Below are 17127 nucleotides of genomic sequence, written 5' to 3' on the forward strand. Positions count from 1 at the left end.
CACCCACCCACGGTCAACCCACCCAGCCCGTCCGGCGTTTGAGGACGAAGCCGTTCAGGCCGATGCGGGGGTCTGGGGGCGGCAGCCCCCAGGGATGGGACGGGTAGGGGCGGCGGGGGCGAAAGAAAGCAGGGCTCGCTCAACCGCGGAGACCGCCGGGACCGCCGGGACCGCCGGGATCGTCTGGGAGCCTGCGTCACCCAGGCGGTCAGTGATCGGTCCCGGCCCCGGGGCCCGCCCCGCCCCCGTCGTCCGGCGGGCGTTGCGGGAAACGGAGGAGCCGGACCGAGGGCGGTACAGGGAAGTCCTCGGTGTCGGGATGCCCGGAAGCGCGGGGCTGCCCGGAGCGGTCGGAGCCCGGCCGGGCCCTGCCCTCCCCGTGCCCCGTCGCCCGCGCGTGTTCCTCCCACCCCGCGCGGAACCAGTTCAGCTGATGTCGTTGGAGTTCTTCCTCGGTGAGGACACGGACGGAGTCCGGTCCCGCCGCCCGGACCTTCTCGCCGAGGCCGATGAGCAGTTCGCCCACCAGGCGGGAGACGCGTTCCGCCTCGTCGTCCGGGCCGCCTCCTGGAATTCCCATGCCGCGCTCCCTCAAGGCCCACTCAGGCCGATGGCCCGAGTACCCCGGCCCCTTCGCCGTCAGCAGCCCTCCGGCAGGAACTGCTGGGCCACCTTGGCGAACAGCTCCCGGAGTTCGGGCGGGACACCCATGCGCAGGGCGGCCTCCTCGGCGCTCAGCCACGGGCGGTCCTCACCGCCCGCGGGGCGGTCGCCGTCCGACACCGGCAGATCGTCCTCGGTGAGCCGGCCCGAGCGGATGAGCATCTCCCGCAGCGGCACGCCGAGTACGGCCGCGATACGCCGCATCGTCTCCAGGTCGGGCATGGACTGCCGCTGCAGCAGCCGGCTCACGGCGGCCCGGTGCACCCCGGCGTCGTCGGCGAGCTTCGAACGGCCCCCGCCGCGCGGGCTGTCGATGTCGTAGCCCCGGGCGCGCAGCAGTCCCTCGATCCAGCCGGCGAAGTCGTCGAGACCCGCGGCCCGGAAGTTGTGGTCGGCGCGGGCACCGGCCCGTGAGCTCGAAGCCATGAGTCCGCTCTCCCCTCGTCGCCGAGGCAGCGTACCGATCGCACACGCACCAATATGTGTGCGCGCCCGCGCGTAACTGTGGAGATTCGGCAACTTACCGCAGCTCAGGAGCGATTGAGGGCCTGCCGTCACATCGACCTCCACGGAACGTAATCACTTGCGTACGCGCTCGCAACATGCAACTCTGTCCGCTCGTTCGCAACCATCGAACATATGTTCCCATAGATCGAGAGGGGTTGCACGTGCCCGACCAGCCGCCCGGAGCCGCCGCCACCACGACCACAGCATTGACCTGGCGCTCTCCCGCGCTCTCCGCCGCACCGGGCGAGGATCCGGACCGGCGCGGAGAAGCCGCCCACGCCCACCTGCCCGAGATCTCGGTGTTCCCGCGGGTCCCCGCCGACGCCGAACCGGTATTGCGCGCCTGCAATCAGCGCCCGGGCCACCAGCCGAGCGAGGTCACCCGATGAGCGAAGACCACGGTGGAGCCGTCTGGATCGCCTCACTCGTCCGCCGCTTCCCGGACCTCGTCGACGAGTTGTCCCCCGCCCTCCACGGAGGCCTGCGCGAGCGCCGGGACAGCGGACCCGTCGGCGGCACGACCGCGCCGGTCCGCCTCTACGTCTCGGACGCCGTACGGGACATCACCGACGGGGTCGTCGAACTGGAGGAGGCCGTACGTGAACGGCTCGGCCTGCGGCCGGTGCCCCCGGCCTCCGTACCGGTGCGGCTGCGCCGTATCGCCGGACTGCTCGACCGCATCGCCGCCGGCCCCCTGCTCGCCCCGCACGTCGAGGACGAGACCCGGCGGATGGCCGCGCGCTGCGCCCGCGCGCTCGGCGACCCGGAGCAGCTCGTACGACTGCCCGGCCGCTGTCCCGCCTGCGACTGCGTCTCGCTGCGGGCGTTACCCGAGCGGGCCGAGATCAGATGCGTCAATCCCGTGTGCGGGCGGTTACTGGAGGCCGAGCACTCATGACCAGAGCCACGAACGTCAACGGGGTCACGAACGGCGGCAAGGCCCTCAACATCCCTTTGATCACCACCGAGTTGGCCGCCGACGAAGCGGGCGTCACGACCGCGACCATCCGCAAGTGGGTGCAGCGCGGCCATCTGCGTCCCGCGGGCACACAGGGCCGGCGGCGCCTCTTCCGCCTGGAGGACGTCTTCGCCGCCGAGCGGACGACACACCTCGCCCGGCACCACGACCACTGAACCCACCGGTCCTGCCGATCCCACTGGTCCTGCTGAACCCACTGGCCCTGCTGATCCCACTGAACCCGCTGGTCCCGCTGATTCCGCCGTACGCGCGAGGGGTCCCGCCGCACCACGCGGCGGGACCCCTCATGCGTACGGACCGAATAGCCGCCCGGCATAAGCCAGTTGCAAGTTTCCCCCACTGGTGTCACAGTGGATGCAGCGGCAGAGCTGCGCCCGGAGGACGGGCGGCGGACCTGCCGCTTTGTGTTGCCCGGAAACTCCCGGGCCAGGTCGCCCGAAGGCCCGGAGATCCCCGGAAACCCGTCTCCCGAAGGAGCGTCCATGTGGCCATCCTGACCTTTCCCGACGCCGAGCAGCTGGTCGTCGACTTCCTCAAGAACCGGGCCGAGCTGACCGGTGTCACCGTCGACAGCCGCCCGCCGGCCGGGTTCGACGGCACCCAGAAGGTGGTCCTCGTCTCCCACATGGGCGGCGCCTGGATCGACGACCAGCATCTCGACCAGCCGCTGCTCGACCTGGAGGCGTACGGCCCGGACAAGCCCACGGCACACACCGTGGCGCTGTCCGCCCGTGCCTGCGTCCTGGAACTGGCCGACACGGTGTACGGCTCCGCGGTGGTCGTCGATGTCTCCGAGGCCGACGGCCCGCGCTGGCTCCCCGACTACACGCGGTCGGCGGCGAACCGCTACCGCTCCACGGTCCGGCTGCTGCTGCGGCTCCGCTGAGCCCGGCCGCCCACCGTACGAGCGCTCACCGAATGACCGCTCACCGTACGACCGCTCAAGTCCCTTACTCGAAAGAGGCGTTCGCATGGCAACGAACAACGGCAAGGAAATCCGTGTCGCCGGTACCGGCCGGGTCCTGGTGGCCCCCGCCGGGAACACCGCGCCGGCCAAGTCAGACGACGCCTGGCCGACCGGCTGGGTCGAGCTGGGGTACACCTCCGTCGACGGCATCAAGCTCAACAAGAAGGACAAGATCGACCCGGTCGACACCTGGCAGTCGGCGAGCCCGGGCCGGTTCATCTACTCCGACCGCGACCTGACCGTGAAGTTCCAGCTGCTCCAGATGAACAAGAGCACGCTCTCCTTCTTCATGGGCATCCCGGCCACCGACATCACCCAGACCTCGGTGGGCGGAACCGCGGTGGCGGACACGTACGAGTTCCTGATCCCGAGCACGCCCGCGAAGGACGAGCGGGCCCTCGGCATCGAGTTCACGGACGGCACGGACGCCGTGTACCGGTTCATCCTGCCGCGCGGGCAGGTCACCGAGACCGAGGAGATGGGCTTCACGCGGACCGGTTCCGTGAAGCTCGGGATCACCTTCACCGCGCTGGAGGCGGAGACCGCCAAGCGCGAACTGGCCAAGTGGATCATGAAGGACAAGGCGTACGCGGCTCTGTGACGGACCGCCCGCCCACCCTCTGATCCACCTTCCGTGACAGCCCTGTTCGGGCTCGTCACCCGGGGCGGCGGGCTCCCCCACCCGCCGCCCCGCCCCCTCCCAAGACAAAAGCCGGGGCGCAGCCCCGCTTTCAGGGGCGCGGGGAACTGCGCGCTCAGCCACAACGCACCCGCACCCGACACACCACGGCACAACCCCATCCGCAAGGGAGTTCACCCATGGCCGGATTCAACGTCAACGCGGCCCGCGCGCAGCGCCTGGAGGCGCTCGGCCGGGCCTGGACCTTCGAACTCGACGACGACAGCTTCGAGCTGCCGACCGAGCTGACCCGCACCACGGCCCGCACACTCCGCGACCTCGACGACAACGACGTGGACGGACTGCTCCAACTCCTGCTGGGCGAGAAGCAGTTCGCCCGCTTCGAGCGGCACGACGTCACCATGCAGGACATCGCCGCCATCCTGGAGGCCTACGGCAAGGAGACGGGGCTGGGCCTGGGGGAAGACTGAGCCTCGGCGAGCTGGTCGAAGAGCACGCCGAGGCCCTGGAGGCGGACCTGCTCCGCCACTACGGGGTCGACCTGCTGGACTGGCACCGGGGGCTGCTGTCGTCGCGCCGGCTCTCGGTACTGGTCCAGCACCTTCCGCGGAACAGCGCGACGGCCCGCGAAGTGCACGGCGAGTCGGCGGACTGGTCGGTCACCGACTACCTGCTCGCCTCCGTCGTCGACCAACTCGCCGAGGCGAACTGGATGTTCGCGACGGTCAACCGGGACGAGGACAGCGAGCCGCTGGAGTTCCCCGAGGCCGTACCCCGGCCGGGCGACGAGCCCGACGTCAAGCCGGACGCCGGGTCGGCGCAACGGACTGCGACGCCGACGGCGGCAGAACTCATGAATTTCTTCCTCTGACAGCCGGCCCTGCGGACAACCGGTCAGAGGTGCGCGACAGCGGTGGCCAGCAGAGAAACCGCGGCAACCGAGCCGATCACCCACGGCACCCTGCCGCTGCCGACTTCCGCCGTCATCATGGCTCCTCGCGGATCCCTCGGGTCGTACATCACATCAAGCTTTTCGCCCACGGCAGCGGGTGGGAACCGGTAGCTCTGCGTCTCGCAGGTATACACCGCTCCCTCGACGACAAAACGGAGCTGGATACTGGTATTCCCCTCCGAGTTACGCCTGTGGTTGATGCAATCGGCCTGGACGACAACACCTCTGCGTCTGAGATTCCCGTCGCGCCAAACAAAGAGAGCGGAACCCAGCAACAAGGGAATACCCAAAATCATTACGCCGGGCGCATAGTCACGCAGAACCTCGAACATACCCAACTCCCATCCCGCCCGGTCAGGCGCCGAAGAACAGCCCCCCACCAGGGCGGGCGGATTCGTAATGCTCCGCCTCTCGACATCACATGAGAGCCACGACACCGAAGCCCACGGTGGCGGCCCCGGCCATGGAGGCGAGAAGGGTGATCGGCCACAGCCGGATCACGGGGTACTCGCCTGCAGGGTAGAAGAATGCAGGATATCCAGGATCGTAATCGATGGATACGGCCTCCCCCATGGAAAATCTACGGTCCCCAAATTTCCGCGGCGTGCTTGCGATCCAGTCCGTTTCCGTCACGGACCGGTCGAGCCGTGTATCGCCATTCACCGGAGAAAAGCGATAGGAGAGGCCCGTCGAGAGTTTGAGCGTATCGAGTATCTCAACCTCAATGGTGACCTTTCTTCGATACTCCCGCAGGCAGCTCAGGGTCAGAAGAACCCCCCACAGCAGGACACCGAAACCGACACTTATCACGATGCATGCACCCAGAGTCCCCAAATTCACGGGCATATTCTATCAAGATCTCACTTGATAAGAGGGAGTAATGACGGACAAGACAACAGCGCAACTGGACGAGGAGATTCGCGACCTCAGGTCGGATCTGGACAAAAAGGTTGATCCTGACACACTGGCCGGACTGGCCAGAATCGCCGACGTCAAGAAGGCGGCACTCAAGGGCAGCGGCGAGGAAATCGCCACTCAGAAATGGGTTCAAAGCGAGACAAAGAGCAAGATATGGGAGGAGATCAAAAGTCCGGAAATTCTGGGTCTGGTCGCGGCGCTGACGATCGTCAAATTTGAACTCACTCCTTTCCTGAGCCTGGAGCCGGTCATCGAGGAGATGTTCAAGAAGAAGGGACTTGAGCGCAACAAATTCGGCGTCATGTGGAAAGTGCAAGCAGAAGAGCTGCAGAGACGTGCGCGAGAGATCGCGGCCGTCGAATCCCGTCTTGCCAAAATGGAGAAAGGTATAGGGAAACTCCAGGACTTGGCGGTCGGCGCACACAGCAAAATCCGTAACTCCAACACACGCATCCAGTCGCTGGAGCGAAAGGTTTCCCGCATCGACCGGGCGGCGAACACAGCCAGGCAGCAGGTCCGGCACATGGATTCCTCCTCTGCGCTGTCCGGCACGACCAACCAGGTCACGCTCCTCGAACGACGTGTCGGCCTGCTTGCTTCCGCGCTGTCCTGACCTCACACCTCCAGAGGGATTCCTCTCATGAATCTGAAACAAGCCCTCACGAATGCCACGGCAGGAATGGAGCGGTTTCGCAGCCGCACGTCGGTTTCCAGCTCGGCCATGTCCCAGCTCAAAGGATCCGTCAACTCCGGTGCGAGCGCTGTGGGAAGGCTGCGCGGCGGACTGACCAACGCCGAGACCACCCTGGGAAAATCCAAAGGCGCCACCGACAAGTTCAAGACCTCCCTCGACAAGCTCAAGTCCTCCGCAGACAAGGCCAAGAGCGCCCTGCGGGACGTCAAACGGCAGGCCGACGCCGTGGAGAAGTCCGTCGGGAAGGCCGGCAAGAACGCCGACAAGGGCGGGAAGTCCATGGGGAGCCTCGGGAAGGGGCTCAAGGGCGCGTCCACCGCGCAGAAGGGCCTCAACCTCGCCATGGCGGCCAACCCGTTCGGGCTGGTGATGACCCTGGTGGCCCCGCTCATCGCCCAGTTCGTCAACATGGACAAGGTCGCCGCCCTGGTCCGCAAGGGACTCACCGCCGCCTGGGGTCACATCAAGAGTTCCTCCCAGTCGGCCGCGAGGATCCTCGGGCCGCTCTTCAAGGGCGTCGTGAACGGGTTCCTGACGCCCACCCGGATGCTCGTACGCGGGCTCAACGTCCTCATCGGCGCCCTCAACCGCGTCAAGTTCAAGGTCCCGGACTGGGTGCCCGGCATCGGCGGCCGGGGCTTCGCCTTCAACCTGTCGCCCATCCCGGTGCCGCAGCTCGCGAAGGGCGGCGTCGTACGGGCCCGTACCGGCGGCACGCTCGCGCTCGTCGGTGAGGGCGGTGAGCACGAGGCCGTCATCCCGCTGTCCAAGCTGGAACGGATGCTCGGCTCCGGCGGTGGCATGCGCCGGCTCGCGGCCGCCGTCGAGGCGCTCGCCGAGCGGCCCGTCCAGATCGACGTGGACTCCCAGACCATCGCACGCGCCGTCCAGCTGGGACAGCGCAAGCTCGCCCGGAGGTGAGGCAAGGACATGGCCAGGAACCTGTGGATCGGCAAGCCCGGTCTGCTGCGGGAGATCGACCAGGCCGCCAAGAGCTGGGACCGCAGCGCCGAGTTGAACGTCACCGAGTTCAAGTCCCTCGAAGGGCGTATCACCACCATCGCGCCGCCGCGCACGGTCCGCCGGCTCAAGTTCTCCTGGGACTGGCTCGAACCCGGTGACGCCCAGCACCTGACCCGGCTCGCCCGCCGGGTCAACGGCCCCGGTCTGCAAGGCAGTCCGACGCCCTCGTACGGACCGCTCGCGGTCGTCGACCCGGCCTCCGTCAACCTGCTCGGCCCGTACCAGGCAGCAGCCCAGAGCTCCGAACCCGGCGGCACCGACCACTGGTTCACCGTGACCGGCTCCCTGGGCGTGCTCCCGTACACCGGCGACACCGTCATCGGCGACTTCGGGGAGGCCACCCGGGTCGGCTGGAAGCACGGCCTGTGGACCGGCTGGCCGGTGGCCCCCGGTATGCGGGTGTCCTGGCAGGTGCCGCCCGACTGGAACCCGGCGCTCGCCACGGCCCAACTGGACTGGAAACGCGCCGACGGCACGTATCTCAGCACCACGGCCGTGACCGGTGCGAGCGTCGTCACCGGCACCGCTCCCGCCGAGGCCGCCTTCGTCACTCCGGTCGGCGGCCCCGGTGAGGCCGTGCTCGCCGGACTGGCCGGCGCCTGTCTGACGATCGACGCGGACCCCGTCGCGTACGCGCTCGGCGACGGCTGCCCGCCGATGACCGTGACCGCGTACAGCGACGTCCCGGCGGCCCGGCTGCCGTACCGGAACATCAGCATCGACCTGGTGGAGGTGTAACAGGTGCAGGACTCAGACGAGTTGCTCGGAGCGGCCCTCGCCGCCCCGGACCGGACCCCGGCCCACGCCACCCGGCTCGGCGGCCGTGAGCTGGGCGCGCAGATCCAGTCCTGGAAGGTGGAGCGGGCCTACAGCACCGATCTGCCCGAGGCTCTGCGCGCCTTCTCCGGAAGCGCGTCGGCCCAGCTGGAGCTGCTCCTCGGCGGTACCGGTGTGCCCGCCCCGCTGCTGTACTCGGCCTGGGCGGGCCGTGGCACCGGCGACTCCGTACGCCCCGGCCAGTCGGTCGTCCACAGGGCGGGCGCGAACGGCCGTACGGTGCCTGCCTTCCGGGGCACAGTGCGGTCCCGTGCGGCCGCTTCGGGCAGCGACACCGTCACCGTGCAGGCGCTGGACGGCGCGGAGCGGCTGCGCGGACCCGCGCAGCTCCCGCGGCCGTACCACGGTCTGCGTTACGGGCGTCCGGTGGCGAGCGCGACCTGGTGCGTGGACGAACTCCTGCGCCAGGGCGGCATCCACAGCTGCCCGCCGCCCCGGGCACCGGCCGTGGCCGAGGACCCCGCCAAGCCGTTCACCGCGCTCTACGCCTCGCTGCACGGCGGCTTCAACGCCTCGTACGGGCAGCCGGAGACGCTGCCGGCCCCGGCGTCGTACTCCTGGATCCGGGACGGGGCGCCCTTCGACACGGCACTGATGCCGAAGGCGGCCGGGCTCGAGGTGTCGTGGATGCCGCGGTCCCGGTTCGTCGTGGCCGGGAAGGTGTTCCAGGCCGAGCTGCATGTGAACACCGCGCTCTCGGTGGGCAGCGAACTGGAGCTCAAGCTGGTCTTCGACCGCAGCGCGGGAGCGTTCGGGAACTACGCGCTGAACGTGTACTTCGCGACCGGCGTCGTGAAGATCACCTCGGGCACGGTCGACGGCGGCGGCACGGTCGCGAGCTGGACCATTCCCAAGCTCGCCTCCCTCAAGGGGGTGTGGCATCTCGGGTTCACGGTGGACACCCGGGCGGGGACCACCGGCGCGAGCACCCCGGCGACCGTGTACCCGCGGCTCACCGCTCCCGACGGGGAGTACGTCGTCCCGCCGACCGCGCCCTACACCTTCACCGAGGCGTCGGCGCTCCAGCCGCCCTCCGAGCTGTTCCAGGTCAATCTGAAGACGGACGTGGCCGTCGAGTGCCTCCAGGTCACCGACCGTTCCTGGCCCGACCTGACCTCGTACACCGCCGACGAGTGGGAGCAGAAGGGCCGTTGGGCCAGGGGCGCGGTGCTCGACGACGCGACGGTGCCGCTGTTCGACCTGCCCAAGGTCTCCGGCTCCCAGTGGGACGCCATCACCGAGATCGCCCGCGCCACCCTGTCCACCGCCGAGTTCGACGAGCTGGGCGTCTTCCGCTGGCGCGGCCCCGGCCGGTTCCAGTCGGTGCCGGCCCGGCCCGATCTCACGGTGACCACCCGGCGGGACATCGCCGCGCTCACCGTCTCCGAGGAGATCGACGCCTGCCGCAACTACTGCGAACAGCCCTACCAGGACTGGACGGGCATCAGCCACACCTTCAGCGACACGGTCACCGACACCGTCGTACGGGAGATCCGGCCGGGCGCCTCGGTGGAGGTCGCCTACGCCATCGCCGAGGACGAACTCGACATCGGGCCGCTCCAGATCGAGGACGACGTGGCTCCGGTCGGGGGCCACCGGGTCCGCTTCGGCAGCGCGGCGACGGGCGGCACCTCGGTCAAGGGCCGGGTGACGGTCGGCTCCCGGCGCGACGGCCCGAACTACATCGTCCGCTTCACCAACCACGGTACGGCGAGTGTCTGGACGGTCACCAAGGACGGCAAGCCGTCCGTGCAGATCGTGCCGCAGAAGCGGACCGGCGATCCCAGGCAGCGCTCGTACGCCTGGTACAACGCCAACAGCCAGTTCCACTACGGCAAGCAGGTCTACCAGGCGCCCGCGACCGAGTGGGTGCAGCAGCGGCAGGCCGCCTCGGACCTGTCGTTCGCCATGCTCGACGCCGGCCGCTATCCGGTGCCGGTGCTCGGCGAGGTGGAGGTGCTGCACGACCCCCGCATCCAACTCGGCGATGTCGTAAGGGTGGTGGACACCAGCGGCGCCACGCTCGACACGCTCGCCTGGGTCGTCGGCATCCGCACCACCTGTGCGTCCGGCGCCGCCCCGCAGCAGACCCTGACCCTGCGCGGCACCTCCTACAACGGTGTCCCGGCCGACGCCGGGCTCACGCCGGACCCGCCGGTCGATCCGGGGTACGGCACGCAGCGCACGTACTCCCTGATCGAGGCGCGGAACGCGACGCTCGACGTCCTGACCACGAGCGGGGTCTCCTATCGCGAGCTGCTCAACGGACCGGGGGCCGCGTCATGAGCGAACTTCCCACGCAGGAGCCACTGCAGGAACCGTTGTTGGACCCCGTCGAGGAGGACGGCAACGTGGCCCATCCGGTCCCGATCGACAGCCCGACGACACGTGACGGCGACGGCGGCATGCCGGCGGACTCGCTGCCACCGGTCCTGGACGCCTGACCTCGCGCCGCGCCTTGCCACCCCCATAACGCCCAAGCTCCCGCACTCCCCAATGTCCCAACTCCCCAACTCCCCAACTCCCACGAGCTCCAGGAGGAAGCCGTCATGGCCCTGCTCACTCCGCTCGGCAGTCTCCCGTACCCGCAGCCGGCCGACGCCGCGAACATTCCCGTGCACATCCAGTCGCTCGCCGAGGCCGTGGACGGCCGGACCGTGCTGCGGTTCGCCGACGGCGCCGCGCGGGACGCCAAGGTGACCGCCCCGGTGGCGGGCATGCTGTGCTGGCTCAGCACGCCGAAGCAGTACTGGTACTACACCGGCAGCGTCTGGTCCCAACTGGCGCCCGCCCCGGTCCACAAGGCGAACTCGACGGTCGGCACCACCGCGTCGACAGCGTTCGTGGAGACGCTCACCGGTTCCACCGGCGACCCGACGGCGGCCGCCTTCACGGCTCCGGCCTCCGGCTCCGTGCTCGTGTCGGTGGGCGCGCGCGGCAGCAACAGCACCACCGGTACGTGCTTCATGTCGGCGAACGTCCGGGCCGGTTCGGGCTCGACGGTCGTACTGGCCGCCGCCGACGCCCGCTCGGCCATCTCCACCGGTACGGGCCAGGTCTCGGCGAGCACCCAGTACCTGGTCAGTGGCCTCACCCCGAACAGCGCGTACACGGCGACCGCCGCCTACCGGTGCACCGCGGGAACGGCCACGTTCGCCTTCCGGTTCCTGACCGTCACCCCCGTGAACTGAGGAGGTCGTCATGGCCACACCGCTGACGGCCGACGCCCTCGCCCGCGCGCTGCGCGGCGAGGGCGTCGCCCTTTCCGAGCACTCCAACTGGCGTACGCACAACCGCAATCACAAGGGGCCGTGGGGTCCGGTGCACGGCGTGATGCTGCACCACACCGCGGGCACCGACAGCCTCCGCCTGTGCCGCGACGGCACCGCGGCGCTGCCGGGCCCGCTGTGCGTCGGGCTGATCACCAAGGACGGCACACTGCACCTGCTCGGGTACGGCCGTACCAACCACGCCGGTTCGGGTTCGGCCGCGGTCCTGGACGCCGTACGGGCCGAGAGGTCCACGCTCCCCGCCCCCGGGCCGGACGCCGTGGACGGCAACGCTCGCTTCTACGGCTTCGAGATCGAGAACCTCGGCAATGGCCGCGACCCGTATCCGGCGGCCCAACTCGCCGCCGTGGAGCGGCTGTCGGCGGCCGTGTGCCGGGCCCACGGCTGGTCGGCGGCCAGCGTGATCGCCCACAAGGAGTGGACGCGGCGGAAGATCGACCCGTCGTTCCCGATGACGGTGATGCGCGCGCGGATCGACGCGCTGCTGGGCGACAAGCCCACTCCGCGCCCCACACCTGTGGCCCACGCGCCCTTCCCGGGCGCCGCGTTCTTCGTGCCGGGCCGACGCGGCGACCTGATCACCGCCGTCGGCAGACGGCTGGTCGCCGAGGACTGCGGCCGGTACGCGAACGGCCCCGGCCCCGTCTGGACCCGCGCCGACGTCCTCTCGTACGCGGCCTGGCAGCGCAAGCTCGGCTACGTGGGCGCGGCGGCGGACGGCATCCCGGGCCGCACCAGCTGGGACAGACTGCGTGTGCCGAGGACCTGACGGGCAACGGACACCGCCGAGCACCGGGCAGCACCGAAGAGAACGAGGAGCACGAGGAGCAGCACGATGACCGATACCGACGCCGATACCGACGCCGATTCAGGTACCGATACCGATACCGATGCGGACGATCGCAGGGAGGTGCGCGATGACAGCGACTGAGACGGAGGACGTCGTCCTGGAGCTGGAGCGGCTGCGTCGCTCGGTCGACGTCGGGTTCGCCACCACGCGGGGCGACCTCGCGCTCCTCCTCCAGCGCGTCGACCAGACCGACAAGACCCTCGACGAACACGAGACCCGAATCGAGGCCCTGGAACGCACCCGCTGGCCCCTGCCGTCCCTGGCGGCGGCCACGTCATGCCTGGCACTGGCGCTGACGGTCTGGCAGACGCTGGGCGGCCGATAGGCGCTCTACTGCTTGGCCCGCGCAGGTCCCGTGATCGCCTCCGTGACGACGAAACCCTTGGCGGGGCCTTCGGGGATGGTGACCTCGGTGCCGTAGGGGACGCGGTGGATGTCCTCCCAGTCGGCCCTGTCGGGGCGGGGTCCGGTGAAGAGGGTGACGGCGCCCTGACCGTCGTAGTCATCGATGACGACGTACACCGGGATGCCCGCACGGGCGTACTCGCGACGTTTGCGGACGCGGTCACGGTCCTGGTTGCGCTTGCCGGGGGAGACGACTTCGACGATGAGCTGCACGGAGTCGGCCCTTACTCCCATGTCGTCCTCGTCGCCGCACGGCTCCGTGTCCTCCGGGGCGACGAAAGCGTCCGGGATCCACGCCTTGCGGCTGTGGATCACGTTCACGTCCTGATGGCAGGCGTACTCGCCTCCGTCCAGGAACTTGTCCAGTGCCCTTCGCACGCGGTTGGTGATCAGGCCGTGCGACCGGCGAGCGGTGGGCGACGCCTCGATGACTCCCTCGATGATCTCAGCGCGATAGCCCTCGGGAAGGTCAATGGTCTTCCATGCCTGCCACAGGGCCTCGTCGAGGCCGGGCCCGTTCTCCGGCTGGTACTGAGGCTCGGTCCTGATCTCGGTCATGGTCTCGGGCCTCTCGTGCGCAAGAGCGGTCATCGTGGCATCACCTCCTCAAGTGTGGGCTGGGCGTGCTTGTGGCACAAGCAACGCCATCACGGTAGGCAGCCATATGGGCCCACCTGCGGAAACGGTCTCGGTTCACTCGAACAGGCGATGCGGAAACGGCTCACGTGGCCGGAGCCAGTTCGAACCACACCTCCTTGGCGAACCGCCCTGTCCTCTCCCCGGCAACACCCCACGCGTCCGCCATCTCCGCTACGAGCGCGAGGCCACGACCCCAGCAGGCGGCGACGCTGGCGGCAGGGTGCACCACGACGGGAGGGTCCGGACTCTCGTCGAAGACGCTCACATGGAGGCGGGCGGAGGTCAGGCGGACTCTGAGCATGGCGGTGCCCTTGGTGTGCAGATGGACGTTCGTGACGAGCTCCGAGGTGCACAGGGCGGCGGGCATGACGAGGGTTTCGCGGTCGTGCGTGAACAGGACGGCACGCACGAAGTCCCGGCATACGCGGGGCGCGGTGGCGTCCGCGGACGCGAACAGGCTGTATTCGTGGGCGAGTTGAACGGGACGGTGGGCGGCACGGCGGGCTGGGTCCATGGGCGTCGACTCCAGTCGGGAGGGTGGGGGATGACACGGCCCGCGCCCGGCGATGGCTTTGCCCGAGCGCTCCTGGATGGAGGGGCGGGTGCACTGTCGGCTTGTGGGCAGGGGGAGTTGAGCGATTCCAGTGAGTTACTGGATCCACACTCACCGTAGCTGGATGGGGATAGACATCTCAACCTGTTCACCAAAGCCGTTGGACCACCCTCCCCGCACAGTGCAGACTCCGAGGGAGCCTCCAAGGAGTAACCGTGGGACTACGCACCACCATCAGTGAACGCCAGTACCGTCTGGGCTTCGAACTCAAACAACTGCGCGAACAGGCGGGGTTAAACGCAGCTGAAGCCGCTCAGCGCATCGGCATGAGCCGAGCGCAGCTCAGTCATATCGAGCTGGGTCGGACATCGATTCTGACTGAGCGGCTCCTGGAGTTGTGCCGCACATACGGTTACACAGACAAGCCCTATATTGACGCGCTGGTGTCCCTGTCCGAGGCAACCGGCAAAGGATGGTGGAGCGCGCACAAGAAGCATCTGGGGTCTGGTGCACTCAACCTCGCTGAACTGGAGGCCCAGGCCGCATCACTGCGGGTACACGAGTCGCTGTTCATTCCGGGGCTCTTCCAGACCGCCGACTACGCGCGGGCCATCTTCAACAGCCCCAAGCTGGGCTTCGAGAACATCAACGAGGCCCTGAAGTTCCGTATGGAACGGCAGCACATCCTCACCGGCAAGAACCCGCCTTCCGTCCACGCCGTGATCCACGAGGCCGCTCTGCACATGCGGTTCGGCAGCGCCCAGGTCGTACGCGAGCAGTTGGTACGGCTCATCGAGCTGGCTCGACTGCCGAACGTGACGATCCAGGTCTATCCGTTCAGCGCACAGGCGTACGCGGCCCTCAGCGGGAACTTCGTCCATGTCATCCCCCATACCCCACGGTTGGGCACCGTGGTCCTCGACCGCGCGACGGCGACCGACTACCTGCGCGAGCCGGCACAACTCGATCTGTACGGCTCGTTGTTCGACCGGCTCGCCGAGAACGCCCTCGGCCCTGTCGACGTATCGTTGGCCCCCGATGCACACTCGGTGAAGGACTCGCTGTCCCTCATCCAGCACTTGCTCTACACCCTCTAGGAGGCCCCTGATGTCCGAACTGCACTGGCAGAAGTCTTCGTTCAGCGGAGCCCCCGACCAGAACTGCCTCAACATAGCCACCGCCCCCGACGGAACCCTCCGCCTCCGCGAGAGCGACACCCCCGGCGTCATCCTCGCCACCGCCCCGCAGGGCCTCGCCGGGCTTTTGCACCACATCCGTACCCGTACTCACAACTCCTGATGGCGGGCGAAGCCTTCGGACATCCACGGCTCGCCGCGATCTACGACCCGCTCGATCCCGACCGAAGCGACCTCGATGCATACGTGCGGATCGCGGAGGAGTTCGGGGCGCGTCAGGTCCTCGACATCGGCTGCGGGACGGGCGTGTTCGCGTTGCTGCTCGCCGAGCGCGGGATCGAGGTCGTCGGTGTCGACCCGGCGCAGGCGTCCCTCGACGTGGCGCGGGGCAAGCCCGGCAGTGAAAGGGTGCGCTGGGTCCATGGGGACGGCACCACCCTCCCGCCGCTCCAGGCCGATCTCGCGACGATGACGGCGAACGCCGCCCAGGAGCTGGCCGATCCGGAGATGTGGCGGAAGACCCTGCTGGGCGCCTACGAAGCCCTGCGGCCCGGTGGGCGTTTCGTCTTCGAGACGCGGGATCCGGTCGGGCGTGCCTGGGAGGAGTGGAACCGCGAGGCCTCGTACGGGGTTACGGAACTCCCGGGCGTCGGCGCGATCGAGGGCTGGGACGACCTGGTCGAGGTCGACGGGCAGCTGGTGACGTTCCGCCACACCTTTGTGTTCGCGGCGGACGGGGAGGTCCTGACCTCGGAATCGACCCTCCGTTTCCGCGAGCGGGACGAGATCGAGGCGGATCTGGCCGCGCAGGGGTACGTCGTGGAGGAAGTCCGCGACGCCCCCGACCGGCCGGGTCGGGAGTTCGTCTTCGTGGCGCTACGGCCGGGAGCCGGCCAGGCCTGATGCCCAGCCACCGCTGACGCCCGGACGGCCACTCACGAGAGGCTGCCGACCCCGACCCACTCCCGCAGCAACCCCTCCCGCTCCGCCGCCCGCGGCGACCCGTCCTCCTGCGTCCGGCCCCACTGCGCCATGGCGGCCAGCGTCGCGCGCAGGGTGGCCTCGCCCGCCGTCAGGTGGGAGAGGAGGGACAGCGAGAGGTCGTACTCCTCCTGGGAGTAGCTGGAAGCCGCCGCGTACACGGTCAAGTCGGTGGTCCCGTCGGCCGTTTCGACGAGGACGCTCATCATCGGCGGCGCATCGGTCTCGCCGAAGCTGGTCACGGTCAGCACCATGTCCACCATCACGCTGATCTGTCGCTTGAGGGATTTCAGCGGGACATCCTCGACGGTCAGCCCACGCACCTCGTCCCACGGCCACAGGTCCGAGCTGCCGTCACCGAGCGACACGACCCCTTCCGGCGTCAGCCGCACCCCCGGGGCGCGCCCGGACGGTTTCGCCCCCACATACACATCGCCCTCGGCTATCCAGAACAGCCCCACCATGGCCATGGGAAAAGCTCCATTCCCCCCGCGAATCCAACGGATCCGTGGATCAGTAGTCCTGTACATGATCGCAACACATGGGAGGGGCCCGGAGATTCGGTCGAATCTCCGGGCCCCTTCTGTGTGCCTACAGGTGTCGAACTGGACGCACGCGTCAGTCCGACTGCTGTCGCTTAGGGCGCCACACCACCAGTGCGCTCGTCTGCTGGACCTCCTGGTACGGGACCAGGTCGCGGCGGTACGAGGCGTGGACGGCGGCCTCGCGCTGCTGCATCGCGGCCGCCGCGCCGTCCAGGGCCGCTTCCATCTCCGCGACGCGGGACTGGAGCGCGGCGACCTGGTTCTCCAGTTCGATGATGCGCTTGATGCCGGCGAGGTTGATGCCCTCGTCCTGCGACAACTGCTGGACGGTGCGCAGCAGTTCGATGTCGCGGGCCGAGTAGCGGCGGCCGCGCCCGGCCGTGCGGTCCGGGGAGACCAGGCCGAGGCGGTCGTACTGGCGGAGGGTCTGCGGGTGCAGGCCGGAGAGCTGGGCGGCCACCGAGATGACGTACACCGGTGTTTCTTCCGTCAGCTCATATGCGGAATAGGAACTCTGTCGACGGCGTCCGGTTGCGTCCATGGTGTCC

General features: G+C 68.8%; 26 protein-coding genes. 18 read left to right on the top strand and 8 right to left on the bottom strand.

Features of this window, described 5'->3' with window-relative positions; all coding sequences use genetic code 11:
- Nucleotides 1–208: 208 nt before the first annotated feature.
- The gene (locus ACIBEI_RS41130; RefSeq protein WP_398895880.1) at nt 209–580 is read right to left on the bottom strand and encodes a hypothetical protein; all 372 of its coding nucleotides are present in this window, start codon (nt 578–580) and stop codon (nt 209–211) included.
- A 59-nt stretch (nt 581–639) separates the two neighbouring features.
- A complete protein-coding gene (locus ACIBEI_RS41135) occupies nt 640–1089 on the bottom strand; it encodes a helix-turn-helix domain-containing protein (protein WP_398895881.1) in 450 nt (149 codons plus the stop codon).
- A gap of 242 nt (nt 1090–1331) precedes the next feature.
- Between ACIBEI_RS41135 and ACIBEI_RS41140 the strand changes: the two genes are divergently transcribed.
- The 7 genes from ACIBEI_RS41140 to ACIBEI_RS41170 all read left to right on the top strand — a co-directional run bounded on the left by ACIBEI_RS41140 (nt 1332) and on the right by ACIBEI_RS41170 (nt 4627).
- The gene (locus tag ACIBEI_RS41140) at nt 1332–1559 is read left to right on the top strand and encodes a hypothetical protein (RefSeq protein ID WP_398895882.1); all 228 of its coding nucleotides are present in this window, start codon (nt 1332–1334) and stop codon (nt 1557–1559) included.
- A complete protein-coding gene (locus ACIBEI_RS41145; RefSeq protein ID WP_398895884.1) occupies nt 1556–2068 on the top strand; it encodes a hypothetical protein in 513 nt (170 codons plus the stop codon). The genes ACIBEI_RS41140 and ACIBEI_RS41145 overlap by 4 nt, the downstream gene beginning before the upstream one ends.
- On the top strand, nt 2065–2304 hold the full coding sequence (locus ACIBEI_RS41150; protein WP_398895885.1) for a helix-turn-helix domain-containing protein: 240 nt from the start codon (nt 2065–2067) through the stop codon (nt 2302–2304). The genes ACIBEI_RS41145 and ACIBEI_RS41150 overlap by 4 nt, the downstream gene beginning before the upstream one ends.
- Nucleotides 2305–2633: 329 nt before the next feature.
- Nucleotides 2634–3035, top strand: a complete 402-nt coding sequence (locus ACIBEI_RS41155) for a hypothetical protein (RefSeq protein WP_398895886.1) — start codon at nt 2634–2636, stop codon at nt 3033–3035.
- Nucleotides 3036–3120: 85 nt separating this feature from the next.
- Nucleotides 3121–3717, top strand: a complete 597-nt coding sequence (locus ACIBEI_RS41160) for a phage tail protein (RefSeq protein WP_398895887.1) — start codon at nt 3121–3123, stop codon at nt 3715–3717.
- A 218-nt stretch (nt 3718–3935) separates the two neighbouring features.
- Nucleotides 3936–4226 (top strand): hypothetical protein, encoded by a 291-nt coding sequence (locus ACIBEI_RS41165; RefSeq protein ID WP_266762190.1) that lies wholly within the window; start codon nt 3936–3938, stop codon nt 4224–4226.
- A gap of 161 nt (nt 4227–4387) precedes the next feature.
- Nucleotides 4388–4627, top strand: a complete 240-nt coding sequence (locus tag ACIBEI_RS41170; RefSeq protein ID WP_398895888.1) for a hypothetical protein — start codon at nt 4388–4390, stop codon at nt 4625–4627.
- 23 nt (nt 4628–4650) lie between these two features.
- On the opposite strand, the gene ACIBEI_RS41175 is transcribed toward ACIBEI_RS41170, so the two are convergent.
- Together ACIBEI_RS41175 and ACIBEI_RS41180 are read right to left on the bottom strand one after the other, a co-directional pair.
- Nucleotides 4651–5040, bottom strand: coding sequence for a DUF3592 domain-containing protein (locus ACIBEI_RS41175; protein WP_398895889.1), 390 nt, complete (start codon nt 5038–5040; stop codon nt 4651–4653).
- A gap of 85 nt (nt 5041–5125) precedes the next feature.
- Nucleotides 5126–5548, bottom strand: a complete 423-nt coding sequence (locus tag ACIBEI_RS41180; protein ID WP_398895890.1) for a hypothetical protein — start codon at nt 5546–5548, stop codon at nt 5126–5128.
- Nucleotides 5549–5588: 40 nt separating this feature from the next.
- Between ACIBEI_RS41180 and ACIBEI_RS41185 the strand changes: the two genes are divergently transcribed.
- The 8 genes from ACIBEI_RS41185 (at nt 5589) to ACIBEI_RS41220 (ending at nt 12645) form a co-directional block, all read left to right on the top strand.
- Nucleotides 5589–6239 carry a hypothetical protein gene (locus ACIBEI_RS41185; RefSeq protein ID WP_398895891.1) on the top strand — a complete coding sequence of 217 codons (651 nt, stop codon included), beginning with the start codon at nt 5589–5591 and terminating at the stop codon, nt 6237–6239.
- 108 nt (nt 6240–6347) lie between these two features.
- A complete protein-coding gene (locus ACIBEI_RS41190; RefSeq protein ID WP_398895892.1) occupies nt 6348–7241 on the top strand; it encodes a hypothetical protein in 894 nt (297 codons plus the stop codon).
- Nucleotides 7242–7250: 9 nt separating this feature from the next.
- On the top strand, nt 7251–8081 hold the full coding sequence (locus ACIBEI_RS41195; protein WP_398895893.1) for a hypothetical protein: 831 nt from the start codon (nt 7251–7253) through the stop codon (nt 8079–8081).
- Nucleotides 8082–8084: 3 nt separating this feature from the next.
- Nucleotides 8085–10466, top strand: coding sequence for a hypothetical protein (locus ACIBEI_RS41200; RefSeq protein ID WP_398895894.1), 2382 nt, complete (start codon nt 8085–8087; stop codon nt 10464–10466).
- Nucleotides 10463–10624, top strand: coding sequence for a hypothetical protein (locus ACIBEI_RS41205; RefSeq protein ID WP_398895896.1), 162 nt, complete (start codon nt 10463–10465; stop codon nt 10622–10624). Before ACIBEI_RS41200 ends, ACIBEI_RS41205 begins: the two co-directional genes overlap by 4 nt.
- 105 nt (nt 10625–10729) lie before the next feature.
- On the top strand, nt 10730–11371 hold the full coding sequence (locus ACIBEI_RS41210) for a hypothetical protein (RefSeq protein ID WP_398895897.1): 642 nt from the start codon (nt 10730–10732) through the stop codon (nt 11369–11371).
- A 10-nt stretch (nt 11372–11381) separates the two neighbouring features.
- Complete coding sequence (locus ACIBEI_RS41215; RefSeq protein ID WP_398895899.1) at nt 11382–12239, top strand: peptidoglycan-binding protein; 858 nt, start codon at nt 11382–11384, stop codon at nt 12237–12239.
- Nucleotides 12240–12387: 148 nt separating this feature from the next.
- Nucleotides 12388–12645 (top strand): hypothetical protein, encoded by a 258-nt coding sequence (locus tag ACIBEI_RS41220; protein ID WP_398895901.1) that lies wholly within the window; start codon nt 12388–12390, stop codon nt 12643–12645.
- 5 nt (nt 12646–12650) lie between these two features.
- Here the strand turns inward: ACIBEI_RS41220 and ACIBEI_RS41225 are convergent, their stop codons facing one another.
- Together ACIBEI_RS41225 and ACIBEI_RS41230 are read right to left on the bottom strand one after the other, a co-directional pair.
- Nucleotides 12651–13316: a Uma2 family endonuclease gene (locus tag ACIBEI_RS41225; protein WP_398895903.1), complete on the bottom strand. Its 666-nt coding sequence runs from the start codon at nt 13314–13316 to the stop codon at nt 12651–12653.
- A 130-nt stretch (nt 13317–13446) separates the two neighbouring features.
- The gene (locus ACIBEI_RS41230) at nt 13447–13878 is read right to left on the bottom strand and encodes an ATP-binding protein (RefSeq protein ID WP_398895904.1); all 432 of its coding nucleotides are present in this window, start codon (nt 13876–13878) and stop codon (nt 13447–13449) included.
- Between the two features lie 254 nt (nt 13879–14132).
- Between ACIBEI_RS41230 and ACIBEI_RS41235 the strand changes: the two genes are divergently transcribed.
- The 3 genes from ACIBEI_RS41235 to ACIBEI_RS41245 are packed head-to-tail and all read left to right on the top strand — an operon-like array spanning nt 14133 to nt 15956.
- Nucleotides 14133–15014, top strand: a complete 882-nt coding sequence (locus ACIBEI_RS41235) for a helix-turn-helix domain-containing protein (RefSeq protein ID WP_398895905.1) — start codon at nt 14133–14135, stop codon at nt 15012–15014.
- Between the two features lie 10 nt (nt 15015–15024).
- Nucleotides 15025–15216 (top strand): DUF397 domain-containing protein, encoded by a 192-nt coding sequence (locus ACIBEI_RS41240; RefSeq protein WP_398895908.1) that lies wholly within the window; start codon nt 15025–15027, stop codon nt 15214–15216.
- Entirely contained in the window at nt 15216–15956 is a 741-nt protein-coding gene (locus tag ACIBEI_RS41245) for a class I SAM-dependent methyltransferase (protein WP_398895910.1), read from the top strand. The genes ACIBEI_RS41240 and ACIBEI_RS41245 overlap by 1 nt, the downstream gene beginning before the upstream one ends.
- Before the next feature lie 32 nt (nt 15957–15988).
- Here the strand turns inward: ACIBEI_RS41245 and ACIBEI_RS41250 are convergent, their stop codons facing one another.
- Complete coding sequence (locus tag ACIBEI_RS41250) at nt 15989–16504, bottom strand: hypothetical protein (RefSeq protein ID WP_398895912.1); 516 nt, start codon at nt 16502–16504, stop codon at nt 15989–15991.
- Nucleotides 16505–16652: 148 nt separating this feature from the next.
- Nucleotides 16653–17120 carry a heat shock protein transcriptional repressor HspR gene (locus tag ACIBEI_RS41255; protein ID WP_055615521.1) on the bottom strand — a complete coding sequence of 156 codons (468 nt, stop codon included), beginning with the start codon at nt 17118–17120 and terminating at the stop codon, nt 16653–16655.
- Nucleotides 17121–17127: the final 7 nt, after the last annotated feature.

This window comes from Streptomyces sp. NPDC050988 (genome assembly GCF_044456225.1).
Taxonomy (GTDB): domain Bacteria; phylum Actinomycetota; class Actinomycetes; order Streptomycetales; family Streptomycetaceae; genus Streptomyces.

What these genes read in the sequence shown, in the direction of transcription:
- ACIBEI_RS41245 (WP_398895910.1), top strand. Translation starts at nt 15,216, where the DNA reads ATGGCGGGCGAAGCCTTCGGACATCCACGGCTCGCCGCGATCTACGAC.
- ACIBEI_RS41160 (WP_398895887.1), top strand. Translation starts at nt 3,121, where the DNA reads ATGGCAACGAACAACGGCAAGGAAATCCGTGTCGCCGGTACCGGCCGG.
- ACIBEI_RS41230 (WP_398895904.1), bottom strand. Translation starts at nt 13,878, where the DNA reads ATGGACCCAGCCCGCCGTGCCGCCCACCGTCCCGTTCAACTCGCCCAC.
- ACIBEI_RS41195 (WP_398895893.1), top strand. Translation starts at nt 7,251, where the DNA reads ATGGCCAGGAACCTGTGGATCGGCAAGCCCGGTCTGCTGCGGGAGATC.
- ACIBEI_RS41215 (WP_398895899.1), top strand. Translation starts at nt 11,382, where the DNA reads ATGGCCACACCGCTGACGGCCGACGCCCTCGCCCGCGCGCTGCGCGGC.
- ACIBEI_RS41175 (WP_398895889.1), bottom strand. Translation starts at nt 5,040, where the DNA reads ATGTTCGAGGTTCTGCGTGACTATGCGCCCGGCGTAATGATTTTGGGT.
- ACIBEI_RS41130 (WP_398895880.1), bottom strand. Translation starts at nt 580, where the DNA reads ATGGGAATTCCAGGAGGCGGCCCGGACGACGAGGCGGAACGCGTCTCC.
- ACIBEI_RS41225 (WP_398895903.1), bottom strand. Translation starts at nt 13,316, where the DNA reads ATGACCGCTCTTGCGCACGAGAGGCCCGAGACCATGACCGAGATCAGG.
- ACIBEI_RS41150 (WP_398895885.1), top strand. Translation starts at nt 2,065, where the DNA reads ATGACCAGAGCCACGAACGTCAACGGGGTCACGAACGGCGGCAAGGCC.
- ACIBEI_RS41250 (WP_398895912.1), bottom strand. Translation starts at nt 16,504, where the DNA reads ATGGCCATGGTGGGGCTGTTCTGGATAGCCGAGGGCGATGTGTATGTG.
- ACIBEI_RS41145 (WP_398895884.1), top strand. Translation starts at nt 1,556, where the DNA reads ATGAGCGAAGACCACGGTGGAGCCGTCTGGATCGCCTCACTCGTCCGC.
- ACIBEI_RS41135 (WP_398895881.1), bottom strand. Translation starts at nt 1,089, where the DNA reads ATGGCTTCGAGCTCACGGGCCGGTGCCCGCGCCGACCACAACTTCCGG.
- ACIBEI_RS41240 (WP_398895908.1), top strand. Translation starts at nt 15,025, where the DNA reads ATGTCCGAACTGCACTGGCAGAAGTCTTCGTTCAGCGGAGCCCCCGAC.
- ACIBEI_RS41205 (WP_398895896.1), top strand. Translation starts at nt 10,463, where the DNA reads ATGAGCGAACTTCCCACGCAGGAGCCACTGCAGGAACCGTTGTTGGAC.
- ACIBEI_RS41255 (WP_055615521.1), bottom strand. Translation starts at nt 17,120, where the DNA reads ATGGACGCAACCGGACGCCGTCGACAGAGTTCCTATTCCGCATATGAG.
- ACIBEI_RS41185 (WP_398895891.1), top strand. Translation starts at nt 5,589, where the DNA reads ATGACGGACAAGACAACAGCGCAACTGGACGAGGAGATTCGCGACCTC.
- ACIBEI_RS41210 (WP_398895897.1), top strand. Translation starts at nt 10,730, where the DNA reads ATGGCCCTGCTCACTCCGCTCGGCAGTCTCCCGTACCCGCAGCCGGCC.
- ACIBEI_RS41220 (WP_398895901.1), top strand. Translation starts at nt 12,388, where the DNA reads ATGACAGCGACTGAGACGGAGGACGTCGTCCTGGAGCTGGAGCGGCTG.
- ACIBEI_RS41190 (WP_398895892.1), top strand. Translation starts at nt 6,348, where the DNA reads ATGTCCCAGCTCAAAGGATCCGTCAACTCCGGTGCGAGCGCTGTGGGA.
- ACIBEI_RS41165 (WP_266762190.1), top strand. Translation starts at nt 3,936, where the DNA reads ATGGCCGGATTCAACGTCAACGCGGCCCGCGCGCAGCGCCTGGAGGCG.